General features: G+C 70.3%; 14 protein-coding genes. 8 read left to right on the top strand and 6 right to left on the bottom strand.

Annotation, left to right across the window (positions count from 1 at the left end):
• Window positions 1–16 precede the first annotated feature (16 nt).
• Window positions 17–1,168, top strand: coding sequence for an acetyl-CoA C-acetyltransferase (locus WFM69_RS03695; RefSeq protein ID WP_337001758.1), 1,152 nt, complete (start codon window positions 17–19; stop codon window positions 1,166–1,168).
• Window positions 1,169–1,394: 226 nt separating this feature from the next.
• Window positions 1,395–1,976, top strand: coding sequence for an NYN domain-containing protein (locus WFM69_RS03700; protein WP_337001760.1), 582 nt, complete (start codon window positions 1,395–1,397; stop codon window positions 1,974–1,976).
• 65 nt (window positions 1,977–2,041) lie between these two features.
• Here WFM69_RS03700 and WFM69_RS03705 read toward each other — a convergent pair whose 3' ends face one another.
• The 4 genes from WFM69_RS03705 to WFM69_RS03720 are packed head-to-tail and all read right to left on the bottom strand — an operon-like array spanning window position 2,042 to window position 5,479.
• The gene (locus tag WFM69_RS03705; RefSeq protein WP_337001762.1) at window positions 2,042–3,115 is read right to left on the bottom strand and encodes an NAD(P)H-dependent flavin oxidoreductase; all 1,074 of its coding nucleotides are present in this window, start codon (window positions 3,113–3,115) and stop codon (window positions 2,042–2,044) included.
• Window positions 3,112–3,861 carry a CoA-transferase subunit beta gene (locus WFM69_RS03710; protein ID WP_337001764.1) on the bottom strand — a complete coding sequence of 250 codons (750 nt, stop codon included), beginning with the start codon at window positions 3,859–3,861 and terminating at the stop codon, window positions 3,112–3,114. Before WFM69_RS03710 ends, WFM69_RS03705 begins: the two co-directional genes overlap by 4 nt.
• A complete protein-coding gene (locus tag WFM69_RS03715) occupies window positions 3,858–4,724 on the bottom strand; it encodes a CoA transferase subunit A (RefSeq protein ID WP_337001766.1) in 867 nt (288 codons plus the stop codon). Before WFM69_RS03715 ends, WFM69_RS03710 begins: the two co-directional genes overlap by 4 nt.
• On the bottom strand, window positions 4,721–5,479 hold the full coding sequence (locus WFM69_RS03720) for an enoyl-CoA hydratase family protein (RefSeq protein WP_337001768.1): 759 nt from the start codon (window positions 5,477–5,479) through the stop codon (window positions 4,721–4,723). The genes WFM69_RS03715 and WFM69_RS03720 overlap by 4 nt, the downstream gene beginning before the upstream one ends.
• Window positions 5,480–5,650: 171 nt before the next feature.
• Here WFM69_RS03720 and WFM69_RS03725 point away from each other — a divergent pair, with 171 nt between their 5' ends.
• From WFM69_RS03725 to WFM69_RS03735, 3 genes are read left to right on the top strand one after another with little or no spacing between them, the layout of a single operon-like run.
• The gene (locus tag WFM69_RS03725) at window positions 5,651–6,553 is read left to right on the top strand and encodes an SDR family oxidoreductase (protein WP_337001770.1); all 903 of its coding nucleotides are present in this window, start codon (window positions 5,651–5,653) and stop codon (window positions 6,551–6,553) included.
• Entirely contained in the window at window positions 6,550–7,332 is a 783-nt protein-coding gene (locus WFM69_RS03730; protein ID WP_337001772.1) for a MaoC/PaaZ C-terminal domain-containing protein, read from the top strand. Before WFM69_RS03725 ends, WFM69_RS03730 begins: the two co-directional genes overlap by 4 nt.
• Window positions 7,329–8,246 (top strand): NAD-dependent epimerase/dehydratase family protein, encoded by a 918-nt coding sequence (locus tag WFM69_RS03735; RefSeq protein ID WP_337001773.1) that lies wholly within the window; start codon window positions 7,329–7,331, stop codon window positions 8,244–8,246. Before WFM69_RS03730 ends, WFM69_RS03735 begins: the two co-directional genes overlap by 4 nt.
• Here the strand turns inward: WFM69_RS03735 and coaE are convergent.
• Together coaE and WFM69_RS03745 are read right to left on the bottom strand one after the other, a co-directional pair.
• Entirely contained in the window at window positions 8,221–8,853 is a 633-nt protein-coding gene (coaE, locus tag WFM69_RS03740; protein ID WP_337001775.1) for a dephospho-CoA kinase, read from the bottom strand. The genes WFM69_RS03735 and coaE overlap by 26 nt on opposite strands.
• A 198-nt stretch (window positions 8,854–9,051) precedes the next feature.
• Window positions 9,052–9,561 (bottom strand): GNAT family N-acetyltransferase, encoded by a 510-nt coding sequence (locus WFM69_RS03745; RefSeq protein ID WP_337001777.1) that lies wholly within the window; start codon window positions 9,559–9,561, stop codon window positions 9,052–9,054.
• 130 nt (window positions 9,562–9,691) lie between these two features.
• Between WFM69_RS03745 and WFM69_RS03750 the strand changes: the two genes are divergently transcribed.
• From WFM69_RS03750 to pntB, 3 genes are all read left to right on the top strand, one after another.
• Window positions 9,692–10,252: an acyl-CoA thioesterase gene (locus WFM69_RS03750; RefSeq protein ID WP_337001779.1), complete on the top strand. Its 561-nt coding sequence runs from the start codon at window positions 9,692–9,694 to the stop codon at window positions 10,250–10,252.
• Window positions 10,253–10,413: 161 nt separating this feature from the next.
• On the top strand, window positions 10,414–11,952 hold the full coding sequence (locus WFM69_RS03755) for a Re/Si-specific NAD(P)(+) transhydrogenase subunit alpha (protein ID WP_337001780.1): 1,539 nt from the start codon (window positions 10,414–10,416) through the stop codon (window positions 11,950–11,952).
• Window positions 11,949–13,346: a Re/Si-specific NAD(P)(+) transhydrogenase subunit beta gene (gene pntB / locus WFM69_RS03760; protein ID WP_337001781.1), complete on the top strand. Its 1,398-nt coding sequence runs from the start codon at window positions 11,949–11,951 to the stop codon at window positions 13,344–13,346. The genes WFM69_RS03755 and pntB overlap by 4 nt, the downstream gene beginning before the upstream one ends.
• Window positions 13,347–13,403: the final 57 nt, after the last annotated feature.

Consider the following 13,403-nt stretch of genomic DNA (forward strand, 5'->3'; position numbering starts at 1 on the left):
AGAGAGAAGGAAGAACATGGCAGAGGCATACATCGTCGATGCGGTCCGCTCGCCCGTCGGCAAGCGCGGCGGCTCGCTCTCCGGCATCCACCCGGCCGACCTCGGCGCGCACAGTCTGAAGGCGCTGGTCGAACGCACCGGCATCGATCCGGGCGCACTCGACGACGTGATCATCGGCGCGACCGACACGATCGGCGGACAGGCAGGCAACGTCGGGCGCTCCGCCGTGCTGGTCGCGGGTTTCCCCGAGCACGTGCCCGGCGTCACGATCGACCGGCAGTGCGGGTCGAGCCAGCAGGCCGTGCACTTCGCGGCGCAGGCCGTGATGAGCGGCACGAACGACCTGGTGATCGCGGGCGGGCTGCAGAACATGTCGCAGCTGCCGATCTCGTCGGCCATGGTCGCGGGCGAGGCCTACGGCTTCACGACGCCGTTCGCCGAGTCGCCGGGATGGCAGGCGCGCTACCCCGACCAGGAGATCTCGCAGTTCGTCGGCGCCGAGATGATCGCCGAGAAGTGGGACATCACCCGCGAGGAGATGGAGCAGTTCGCGCTGGAGAGCCACCGGCGGGCGGCGGTCGCGCAGGACGAGGGTCGATTCGCGAACGAGATCGCCCCGCTGAACGGCCTCGACCACGACGAGGGTGTGCGCCGGGACACCTCGTTGGAGCGCATGGCCGGGCTGGCGACGTTGACCCCGGGTGGGCGGCTGACCGCGGCCGTGGCTTCGCAGATCAGCGACGCCTCCAGCGCGGTGCTGATCGCGAGCGAGCAGGCCGTGAAGGACCACGGCCTCACGCCGCGGGCGCGCATCCACCACATGTCTGTGCGCGGGGACAGCCCCGTGTTCATGCTCACCGCGCCGATCCCGGCGACCGCATACGCGATGGAGCGCTCGGGCATGTCGCTCGACGACATCGATCTGTTCGAGGTGAACGAGGCGTTCGCGTCGGTCGTGCTCGCGTGGTTGAAGGAGACCGGGGTGCCGCGCGAGAAGCTCAATGTGAACGGCGGCGGCATCGCGCTCGGACACCCGATCGGTGCCACCGGCACAAGGCTCATGACGACGATGCTCAACGAGCTCGAGCGCACCGGTGGCCGCTACGGCATGCAGGTCATGTGCGAGGGCGGCGGACTGGCGAACGCCACGATCATCGAGCGCCTCTGACGACTGCCCCTCGAGGGTGGGAGCACTGTGGAAAGCCCGCCCGAGAGCCGTGCCACCTGACATACGGTGAGGCATGCGAGTCGGCGTGTATCTTGATGGCTTCAATCTCTACTACGGCGCCCGGGGCATCTGCGGAAGAGGAGCCCCCGGATGGCGGTGGCTCGACCTTCGAGCGTTGTCGCAGAACCTCGTCGAGGGACCGGGCAGAGGCTGGGACGGCGCGCACGTGAGTCGCATCGTCTATTGCACCGCCCGTGTCAGCGGTGCTGACAATCCCTCGGGACAGCGAGATCAGGACACCTACCTGCGCGCACTCGCGTCGAACGAGTCCTTCGATGTCATGGCGATGGGCACCTACGTCTCCCGAGTGGCGACTGCTCCACTGGCGACAGCAGGCAGTCGAAACCGGCCCGTACTCGCGCAGCCCAGATGGCCGCTCATGGTCAGGAACTCGGAGGGCGCCGATGAACCGGCGGCGACCTTCATGGCGTCGGTCGCGCGACGCGAAGAGAAAGGGTCCGACGTCAACGTCGCATCCCACCTTCTCCTCGATGTGCTGGAATGCCGGATCGAAGCCGCGATCGTCGTCAGCAACGACAGTGACCTGGCGCTACCGATCCAGGAGGCACGCAAGCGGGTTCCGGTCGGAACCGTGAACCCTACCCGCTCGTATCGCGCCGGCGCGCTCGCCGGCAGCACCATGGACGGCGTCGGCCAGCACTGGTGGCATCAACTGACTGCCGCGCAGATCGAGGCGAGTCAGTTGCCCCGGTCTGTCGGACGTCTCGTCCGGCCCGCAGGATGGTGAAGGGGTGATAGGCTGACGACATACCACTCGGCCCCTCAGGGGCCGAGTTTTTTTGTCGCCGCGCCTCAGGCGATCACGGAGGATGCCGCGGCGCGCAGGTGCACGACGGCGTCGCGCACCACGCGGTCGACGAGCTCCTCGCAGCTGGGCAGGTCGTCGATCATGCCGACCACCTGACCGGCCGCGAGCATCCCGGCCTGGGTGTCGCCCTCGACGAGCCCGGCCTTGAGCAGCATCGGCGTGTTCGCGGCGAGGGTCATCTGCGCCCAGGAGCGTCCGGTGGCCTTCTTCATCGACCGGGCGTCCTTGACCAGCTGGGGCCAGCTCAGCCCCGACATCTTCTTGAACTCCAGCGACCGCCGCAGCGTCGGGCCCAGTCGCGTCAGTCCATTCCCGCCTTCGAGCCCTTCGACGAACTCGGTCCGCAGCAGGCGATGCGGCATCCCGTCGGCCTTGGTCGTGACGACCGTGCCGTCCAGTCCGAAGCCGAGGTAGCGCTGCTTGACGGCATCCGGCACCGAGCTGTCGCTCGTCAGCAGGAACCGGGTGCCCATGCCGACGCCCGCGGCACCGTAAGCGAGCGCGGCGGCGAGGCCGCGGCCGTCGTGGAAGCCGCCCGCCGCGATGACGGGGATGTCGACGGCGGCGACGACCGAGGGCAGCAGGATCGACGTGGGCACGGCGCCGGTGTGGCCACCGCCCTCGCCGCCCTGCACCATCACGGCATCCGCGCCCCAGGAGGCGACCTTCTCGGCATGACGCACGGCGCCGATCGAGGGGATCACGACGATGCCGTGCTCTTTGAGCCGCTCGATCAGCTCACGACGGGGTGCGAGGGCGAAGCTGGCGACCTTCACGCCGTGGCGGATGAGCAGTTCGACGCGTTCGGCGGCGTCTCCGGCATCCGCCCGGAGGTTCACCCCGAAGGGTCGATCGGTGCGCTCGGTGACCTCGATGATCTGTCGTTCGAGCTCGTCGTAGGTCATGGTCGCCGAGGCGAGGATGCCGAGTGCGCCGGCCTCCGCAGTGGCGGAGACGAGGCGGGCACCCGCGACCCAGCCCATGCCGGTCTGCACGATCGGGTGGTCGACGCCGGTGAGCCGGGTCAGCGGGGTGGCGAGCTGCGGGGGAGTGGTCATGATGCGGTCACCTCTCGGTCGCGGAGTCCGCGCGGGTCCAGGCGCTCGCGCACGAGGCGGAGCTCTTCGGCGGTGGGGAGTCGGGTCTCGGGGATGTCTGAGGGGAGGTGCAGTGCGAAGCCGGTGGCGTCGACCACGCGCTCGACCACGACGCCGGGATGGACGCTCGCGAGGGCGACCGTGCCGCCCGGGCCGGAGAAGTCGAGCACGGCGAGATCGGTGACGATGCGCCGCAGGTTCTGGAACCGGTCGGCTCCGGTCGTGCGCGCCCGCGCCGGTCCGACCCCGGTGACGACATCCACCCGCTCCACGAAGACCCGCGGGCTATGCCGCGCGATCCAATAGCTGGTGGCATGGTTGGCCGTGTTCGTCGCGGCGGCGCGGGCGCCCAGCAGCTGCCGGGTCGGACGGTCGCGATCGCCGATCGCCGAGAGGTTCTGATTGCCCTCGCGGTCGAGCTGCGCGGCACTCATGACCACGTGACGGCGGCCGCGCGCGATCAGCTCGAACAGGCGCGCATAGGGGAAGGGTGCCTCCGGCTCGCGGAACGGCTCATCGACGGCGGGGGTGTCGGCGTACAGCGTCGCCTCGCCGTCGCTCAGCAGCAGGTCGGGTGCGTGGGTGAGGCGGGCGAGTCGGGCGCCGATCGTGGGCACGACGCCGACCGTGCTCGCGAGGATCGTGCCGGCTCCGCGGAACAGGTCGCTGCAGGCGGCCACGGCGACCTCGGCCCGGGTGGCGCTCATGACGCGCGCTCCGCGTGGATGGCGTTCACGTTCGCGCGATAGGTGTCGTCGTCGACGTCGAGGAATCGGGCGCGGAAGTCGGCGCACGCGGCGGGGCTGGCCGCGGCCTCGACGTATGCCCGCTGCAACGGCTCATCGCGGTCGTGGTGCGGCGGGTGCGCCGTGAAGCCGGCGCCTCCCGGTGCTGCGACGATCGTGCCGGTGAGCGTGCGGTCGAGGACGGATGCCGCGGGGCCGGCATCCTTGAGTAGGGCGGCCGTGTCGACCACCGACTCCACACTCACCACGGTGTGGGCGGCGGCACCGGCGAACAGGTCGTCGAAGAACAGGTCCGGGCCGAGGCAGACCGCAGTCCCGGGGGCATCCGCGCGGTCGAGGTGCACGAGGGCGAGGTCGAGTGGCACGGCGGGCATCGCCACCAGCACCTCCGCGTCGGCGTACGGAGAGGCGATCGTGCGGATGTCCGGGTTGCGGGTCACGGCGTCGGAGCCCGCTCCGGAGCGGGTGACCTCGAACGGCAGTCGGCGGGAGGCGGCGCGGAGGCCTGCGACCAGCATCCCCTCGTCGTACTCGACGCTGCGCACGGTGCCGGCCTGGCGTGCGGCGGCGAAGTGCGGGTCGGTCGCGATGCTGTCGAGCGACACGAAGCCGTGCACCATCTCCGCCGCCTGCCCGGTGGCGCACAGGATGCCGACGTCGGGGCCGCCGAAGCTCACGATGCGCAGGCCGCGGGCTCCGGAGCGCACGATCTGACGCACCAGGGTCATCGGCTTGCGGCGCGAGCCCCACCCGCCGATCCCGATCGTCATGCCGTCGTGGATCAGGGTGGCGACCTCCGCAGGGGAGGAGGCCACGACGCTCATGTCGCGAGGTTCTCGCCGGTGGCCACGAACGCGTCCCGGTGCTGGTCGGCGACACCGGCGAGGTTGAGCTCGAACGTGAACCCCTGCTCGAACCGGTAGCTGCGGTTGACGTCGATCGGATCGATGCCGTTGAGCGCCTCCTTGGCCGCACGGATGACACGGGGGTCCTTCGTCGCGATCTCCTCGGCGATCGCGAGTGCGGTGGCGTCGAGCTCGTCGCGGGGGACGACGGCGGCGACGGAGCCGAACTCCTCCAGCCGCTGCGCCGTGACGGTGCGGCTGGTGTAGTACATGGAGCGCAGCATGTGCTGCGGCACGAGGCGGGACAGGTGGGTGGCGGCACCGAGGGCACCGCGGTCGACCTCGGGCACGCCGAACGTCGCGTCATCGGAGGCGACGATCACGTCGCTGTTGCCGACGAGGCCGACGCCGCCGCCGAGGCAGAAGCCGTTCACGGCGGCGATCACGGGGACGGCACATTCGTAGATGGCTTTGAACGCCTCGTAGCATCCGCGGTTCGCGCCGAGGATCCCGGAGAACCCCTCGATGCGCTGCATCTCCTTGATGTCGACGCCCGCGTTGAAGCCGCGGCCTTCCGCGCGGAGGATCACGACGCGGGTGTCGGTGTCGGCGGCGGCCTCGCGCATCGCGGCGGCGACGTCGAACCAGCCGGCGACGGGCAGGGCGTTCACCGGCGGATAATCCATCGTGACGGTGCGGACACCGGCAGGATGCAGGGTGGAAGTGATCGTCATCGGACACCTAACCTAACGTTTGCTCAGGGAACCCTAGCACTTGCTTGGTTTGGCCCGTAACCCCATTCGGACATTTGCCCTAGCAATTGCTTGGTTGGTACGATCGAGCGCATCCGCCGTCCGCGAGCATGGACGCTCGCGCATGCCGCCCCGTCTCAAAGGAGAGTCCCCATGGCAGGAATCCTCGAAGGCCGCGTCGCCATCGTGACCGGCGCCGGTCGCGGTCTGGGGCGTGAGCACGCGCTCGAACTGGCCCGACAGGGAGCCGCGGTCGTGGTGAACGACCTCGGCACGACGCTCGACGGCGCCGGGGTCTCGGTGGGGCCTGCACAGGAGGTCGTCGACATCATCCGTGCGGCCGGCGGCGAGGCTGTGGCCAACGGTGCCGACATCGCCGACTTCGCTCAGGCCGCCGCCCTCGTCGACCAGGCCGTGGAGACGTTCGGGCGCCTCGACATCCTGGTCAACAACGCCGGCTTCGTGCGGGACCGGATGCTGGTGAACGCCGGCGAGGACGAGTGGGACGCGGTGATCCGCGTGCACCTCAAGGGACACTTCGCACCGCTTCGGCACGCGAGCACGTACTGGCGCGCGGAGGCGAAGGACGGACGGCAGCCGCTCGCGCGCGTGATCAACACGTCGTCGGGCGCCGGGCTGCAGGGCAGCATCGGACAGGCGGCGTACTCGGCGGCGAAGGGCGGCATCGCCTCGCTCACACTCGTCGCCGCGGCGGAACTCGGACGCTACGGCGTCGCGGTCAACGCGATCGCCCCCTCCGCCCGCACACGCATGACCGAGGGGCCCTTCGCCGACGCGATGGCCGCGCCCGTCGACGGCTTCGACCGGATGGATCCCGCGAACGTCTCGCCCGTGGTGGCCTGGCTCGCAAGTGCGGACTGCTCGATCACCGGACGGGTCATCGAGGTCGAGGGCGGACGCATCTGCCTGGAGGAGGGATGGCGGCACGGCGCCGTGCGCGAGCTCGACCGCCGGTGGTCGGCCGCCGAGGTCGGCGATGCCGTGCGAGCGCTCGCCGGAGAGGGCGTCGCCCCCGAGCCGGTGTACGGCGCATGAGCGCGGGCGAGTGGGCAGGCCGCGATCTCGGTCAGCGGACCGTCGCCTACGACGAGAGGGATGCGATCCTCTACGCGCTCGCGGTGGGAGCTGCGGCGACCGACCTCGACCTCGTGTTCGAGGATCGGCTGCGCGTGCTGCCGACGTTCGGACTGACTCTCGCGCAGTGGGCGCCCGACGTGCTCGCCGCGGCCGGTGCTTTCGACAACCGTGCCGTGCACGGTTCGCAGTCGCTGGAGGTGCACCGGCCGCTGCCGCGTGCCGGCGAACTGCACCTCTCTGCCCGAGTCGGCGACGTGTGGGACAAGGGCTCCGCGGCGATCTTCGACGTGATCGTGGAGTGCGCGGAGTTCACGGCGACGTGGTCGCTGTTCGCCCCGGGTGTCGGCGGCTTCGGGGGAGAACGCGGGCCGGCACGTGCCGCGGCCGAGGAGCGTCCGGCGGGCGCTACAGCCACGATGCAGACCTTCCCGACGCAGGCGGCGCTGTATCGGCTGACCGGCGACCGGCACCACATCCACATCGACCCGGAGGCCTCCGCCCGCATCGGTCAGCCGGTCCCGATCCTGCAGGGCCTGTGCACGTTGGCAGCCACGACGCTGGTGCTCGCCGCGGCACAGGGTGCGCATCCCGCCGACCTCACCGCACTGCAGGGTCGGTTCAGCGGACCGGTGGTGCCCGGCGATGCCCTCGAGGTCGAGTCCTGGCCCGACGGCGCGTTCGAGGTGCGGCGCGGCGGTGCTCCGGCGATCTCCGACGGTCGCGCGGTGTTCGCGTGAGCCGCGTGCTGGTGGTCGGCGCGACCGGGATGATCGGCAGCCACGTCGCCGCCGACCTCGCCGCCCGCGGCGACGAGGTCACGGTGATGGCGCGTCGGGATCCGTCCGACCGCGACCCCCGGGCCGTGCAGGGGATGCCGCGGCTGCGTGGCGACTACACCGACCCGTCGATGGCCCCTGGCGTGGTGGACGGCTTCGATGTGATCGTGTTCGCGGCCGGCAACGACATCCGTCACGTACCCGCCGAGCAGGAGGACGAGACGTTCTGGGAGCGGACGCAGAGCGGGGGAGTGCCGCGGTTCGCCGCGCTTGCCAAGTCCGCCGGGGTCGGCCGTTTCGTGCAGATCGGCAGCTACTACCACCAGCTGCATCCGGAATGGGCGGAGCGCATCCCGTACGTGGCCGCGCGCCGCGACGCCGATGAGCGCACCAGAGCCCTCAGCGACGACGGCTTCGCCGCGATCACGCTGAACCCGCCGTCGATCGTGGGTGCGGATGAGCGTGGTGTGCGCCGCTTCGCCCGGATGATCGCGTGGACGCGGGGTGAGCTCGACGAGCCCGCGCTGTTCGCTCCTCCCGGGGGAACGAACTACATGTCGGTCCGCTCCCTCTCCCAGGCGGTGCAGGGTGCGCTCGACGCGGGGGAGGCCGGCCGCGCCTATCTGGTCGGCGATCAGAACCTCACCTACCGCGAGTATTTCCAGTCCCTGGCGGATGCCGCCGGCAGCGGGAACCGGATCGAGGAGCGCGATGAGGAGCATCCCTTCCAGCCCGACCGCTTCATCGTGCAGGGTCGCGGCGCGGTGATCGCGTACGAGACCGACCCTGCGGAGACGGCGCTGCTCGGCTACGCGCAGGGCGACGTCGAGCGGGCGCTGGCTGAGATCGTCACCGCGGCGGACGCGCTGCGCTGAGCTGTTCCCACAGGGCGGCTGTCGCCTGCCGCGTCTCGTCGTGCGTCCCGTCGGTGCGCAGCACCACGTCGGCGATCGCCACCCGATCCGCCTCCGCCCCCTGCGCACGGATGCGGCGCTCGGCCTCCGCGACGTCGTGCCCGCGTTCGTGCATCAGTCGTCGCATCCGCTCCGGCTCGGCGGCCTCGACCGTCACGACGAGGTCGTAGGTCCAGGGCAGTGCCGCGGTGGTCCGGTTCAGCAGCGGGATCTCGTGCACGACAATGCCGCCGGTACTCCGGGCCTCGGTGATGCGGCGGCCGACCTCGTCGAGGATCGCGGGGCGCAGCAGGGCGTTGTACCGCCCGCGCAGCTCATCGTCGCCGAACACGCGCTGTGCGACCGCGGCGCGATCCAGGGCCCCGTCCGCGGTGAGAGCCTCGTCGCCGAGGAGCTCGGCGATCCGAGCGAGGAGCGTGTGTCCCGCAGGTGTCGCCGGGTCGACCACGGCGCGCGCGGCCGCATCCCCGTCGACGATGCGCGCCCCGTGATTCGCCAGGGCGCGAGCGACCGTGCTCTTGCCCGCGGCGATCCCGCCGGTGAGGCCCACGAGGATCGCGACGGTCATGTCCCCACAGTACGTCTCCAGCTCGCACCGCCTGCAACTCGCACCGCCTGCAACTCGTATCGGGATCAAGAACGTGCCCGGGAGACGCTTCCGGGGCGCGAAATCCATCCCGTACCCACCCCGCACTGCCGGCGTGCGCGAAAAGGCCGCCGCACCGTGCGAGGTGCGGCGGCCTTCGTGGAATCGATGCGTGCCGCGTCAGGGGCGGACGAAGCGGACTTCGGTCAGCGTCTCGCCGAGGAAGGGCTCGGTGTGCGAGGCGCCGTCGAGGCGGAACCCGTTGCGCGTGTAGAAGCGGTGCGCGCGGGGGTTGTCCTCGGCCACCCACAGGTACAGCGGCTCATCCTTCTCGACAGCGGCGTCGAACAGCTTCTGGCCGATGCCGGTGGAGTGCCACGCGTCGAGCAGGTAGATGAAGTACAGCTCGCGGAACGCCGGAGCGTCCTTGTCGCGGGCCGGTCCCGAGCCGACGAAGCCGACGATCTCACCGTCGACGAGCGCGGCGTTCATCTTGAACTCGGGGCCCTGCGAGGCCCAGTGCGTCCACAGCTCGGCCATGCGCCGCGGCGAGACCTTCTCCAGTGCCGCCTTGCTGATCAGGTGGTCGTACGTCTCATGCCAGCACTGCGCATGCACGCGACCGAGGGCTTCCGCGTCCACATCACGGACCGGACGGACGATGACTTCGGGCTGGGCTTCGGCGCTCATGCGGCGACTCTACGCGCGGCATACCGGATCCGGAAATCGAGCGGATGCCCGATGAGACCCAGCGTCATCCCCTAGAGGTTTCGCACAACGATGTTCGCAGATCGTGCGCGTCTGGCTACGATCGATCCTCGTGAACGTGATCTGGCGGACCCTCCTGGTGATCCTCGGCGCCCGTCGCCGCGTGCGGCAGGGCAAGACCCTCGACCCGGCCGCCGTGGGGAGCCTGCGCATCACCACCCTGCCGACCGACCTCGACATCCTGCGCCACATGAACAACGGTCGGTACCTGTCGCTGTTCGACCTCGGACGTTGGGACCAGCTGATCCGCACCGGGCTCTTCGACGCGATGAAGGATCGCGGCTGGTACGCGGTCGTCTCCAGCGAGACCGTCACGTTCCGCAAGTCGCTGCAGCTGTGGCAGCGGTTCGACGTGCAGTCGCGGTTCATCGGCCACGACGACAAGGCCATCTTCCTCGAGCACCGTGCGGTCGTCGGCGGCGAGGTCTACGCCCGCGCCATCGTACGGGCTCGGATGCTGCGGCGCTCGGGTGGCACGGTCAGCAACGAGGAGCTGTTCGCCGCGGTCGGTATGCCCGAGGGACTGCCCGAGATCGACCCGTGGGTGCATGACTGGGCTGCAGCATCCGCCCTCCCGCCGGTGCGCACCTCCGCACCGAGCGTCTGGAACTGACGACTCACGCTCCTCCGCTTTCCGTAAGAACCCCTTTTCTTTCCCTGTCACAGGAGCGAAAGAGGGGTGTTCTCCGCGCGCGCCTCAGTACTCTGAGCGAGAAGTCAGGGGCACGGACGCCCCGGTGATCCCGTCGACGCAGACGGGCGGAGGAGGAAGCAGTGGCAGTCATCGGCATCGTGCGGGAGCCTGCGGGCGAAGCACGGGTCTCGGCCACCCCGGCGACGATCGTGTCGCTCGGGAAGCTGGGCCACACGGTCAGAGTGGAACGGGGAGCCGGCGCGGCAGCGTCCTATCCCGATGCGGAGTACGAGGCGGCGGGCGCCGCGCTCGTGTCCCGCGGGGAGGCATGGGGGAGCGAGATCGTGCTCGCGATCACGGCCCCCGGCGCGGAGGAGATCGCTCTGCTCGCCGACGACGCCACGCTCATCGCCCTGCTCTCGCCCGCGCTGCGGCCCGACCTGGTCGAGGCGCTCGCGCAGCGGGGGATCACCGCCCTCGCCCTCGACGCCGTGCCCCGCATCTCGCGCGCGCAGTCGATGGACGTGCTCAGCTCGATGGCGAACATCGCCGGCTACCGGGCGGTGGTCGAGGCCGCGCACGAGTTCGGACGCTTCTTCACGGGCCAGGTGACCGCCGCCGGGAAGGTGCCCCCGGCGAAGGTGCTGGTCGCGGGAGCCGGTGTCGCCGGACTCGCCGCGATCGGTGCGGCATCCAGCCTCGGAGCGATCGTGCGCGCCACCGACCCGCGCCCCGAGGTCGCCGACCAGGTCACGTCGATCGGCGGCTCGTACCTCCCCGTGGACGTCGAGGTCGCCGCATCCACCGACGGCTACGCCAAGGCCACGAGTGCCGATTACGACCGCCGGGCCGCCGAGATCTACACAGAGCAGGCCGCCGAGGTCGACATCATCATCACCACCGCGCTCATCCCCGGTCGCGCCGCACCGCGTCTGATCACGGCCTCGGATGTCGCGCAGATGAAGCCCGGCAGCGTGATCGTCGACATGGCAGCAGGGCAGGGCGGCAACGTCGAGGGATCGGTCGCGGGGGAGCGCATCGTCACCGAGAACGGCGTGATCATCCTCGGCTACACGGATCTCGCGTCGCGGCTGGCCGCACAGGCGTCTCAGCTCTACGGCACCAACCTCGCGAACCTCGTCGCGCTGCTGACCCCCGCCAAGGACGGACAGCTGGTGATCGACTTCGACGACGTCGTGCAGCGTTCGGTCACCGTGGTCCGCGACGGCGAGGTCACCTGGCCGTCGCCCGCGGTGCAGGTCGCCGCCGCCCCGACCGCGAAGGCCGAGGCCGCCCCGATCGAGGTCGCGCCGCCGAAGAAGATGTCGGTCGCGCGTCGCGTGGCGCTCATCGTCGTGGGTGTCGCCGCGTTGTTCGCGGTGAACGCGTTCGCTCCGGCTCCTCTCCCGCAGCACTTCACCGTGCTCGTGCTGTCCGTCGTGATCGGGTTCTACGTGATCGGCAAGGTGCACCACGCGCTGCACACCCCGCTGATGTCGGTCACCAACGCCATCTCGGGCGTGATCGTGGTCGGCGCGATGCTGCAGATCACCTCGCCGCTCCCGATCGTGCAGGTGCTCGCCGCTGTCGCGGTGCTGCTGGCCTCGATCAACATCTTCGGAGGCTTCGCGGTCACCCGACGGATGCTCGCCATGTTCACGAAGGGCGGCCAGAAGTGACGGTCGACGCGCTCGCCGGCGCGGCCTACATCGTCGCCGCGCTACTGTTCATCCTCAGCCTCGCCGGGCTCAGCCGCCACGAGTCCGCCCGCGCGGGCGTGGTCTACGGCATCTCCGGCATGACCATCGCGCTGGTCGCGACGGTCGCCCTCACCGTCGCGGACGCCTGGACCACCGGTGCCTTCCTCGGACTCGGTCTCCTCGTCGCCGCAGTGCTCATCGGCGCGGCGATCGGGCTCTGGCGGGCGCGGGTCGTCGAGATGACCGGGATGCCCGAGCTCATCGCGCTCCTGCACAGCTTCGTCGGCCTCGCCGCGGTGCTCGTCGGCTGGAACGGCTACCTCGCCCACCCCGAGATCGCACCCGCACTGGTCGGCATCCACAACGCCGAGGTGTTCATCGGCATCTTCATCGGCGGGGTGACCTTCACCGGTTCGATCGTCGCGTACCTCAAGCTCTCGGCGAAGATGTCGTCGAAGCCGCTCATGCTCCCCGGCAAGAACGGCCTCAACATCGGCGCTCTCGTCGCCTTCCTCGCCCTGACCGTGTGGTTCGTGAACGACCAGCAGTTGTGGCTCCTGATCGCCGTCACGGTGCTCGCCTTCGCGCTGGGATGGCACCTGGTCGCCTCGATCGGCGGCGGCGACATGCCCGTCGTCGTCTCGATGCTCAACAGCTACTCCGGGTGGGCGGCGGCCGCGGCCGGCTTCCTGCTCAACAACGACCTGCTCATCGTCACGGGTGCGCTGGTCGGATCGTCGGGTGCGTACCTCTCCTATGTGATGTGCAAGGCCATGAACCGCTCGTTCCTCTCGGTCATCGCGGGTGGATTCGGGATCGCGGCAGCGACCACGGACGACACCGAGTACGGCGAGCACCGCGAGATCACGGCGGAGGGGGCGGCCGAGATGCTCGCCGCCGCCGGCAGCGTCGTGATCACCCCGGGCTACGGCATGGCCGTCGCGCAGGCGCAGTATCCGGTGGCCGACCTGGTGCGCCGCCTGCGCGAGCGAGGCGTGGAGGTGCGGTTCGGCATCCACCCGGTCGCCGGTCGCCTCCCCGGCCACATGAACGTGCTGCTGGCCGAGGCGAAGGTGCCGTACGACATCGTCCTGAGCATGGACGAGATCAACGACGACCTGGCCGCGACCTCGGTCGTGCTCGTGATCGGCGCGAACGACACCGTCAACCCGGCCGCCGCGGAAGACCCGGGAAGCCCCATCGCGGGGATGCCCGTGCTCAAGGTGTGGGAGGCCGAGAACGTCATCGTGTTCAAGCGCTCCATGGCCGCCGGATACGCGGGCGTGCAGAACCCGCTGTTCTTCCGCGAGAACGCGTCGATGCTGTTCGGCGACGCGAAGCGGCGCGTGGAGGACATCATCGCGGCGCTGTGAGTCGCGGCGAGGGGTGCGGGATCCCGTTCGGCGCGCGCATCCAGACCTAGGGTGGAG

The organism is Microbacterium sp. LB12, from assembly GCF_037150835.1.
Taxonomy (GTDB): domain Bacteria; phylum Actinomycetota; class Actinomycetes; order Actinomycetales; family Microbacteriaceae; genus Microbacterium.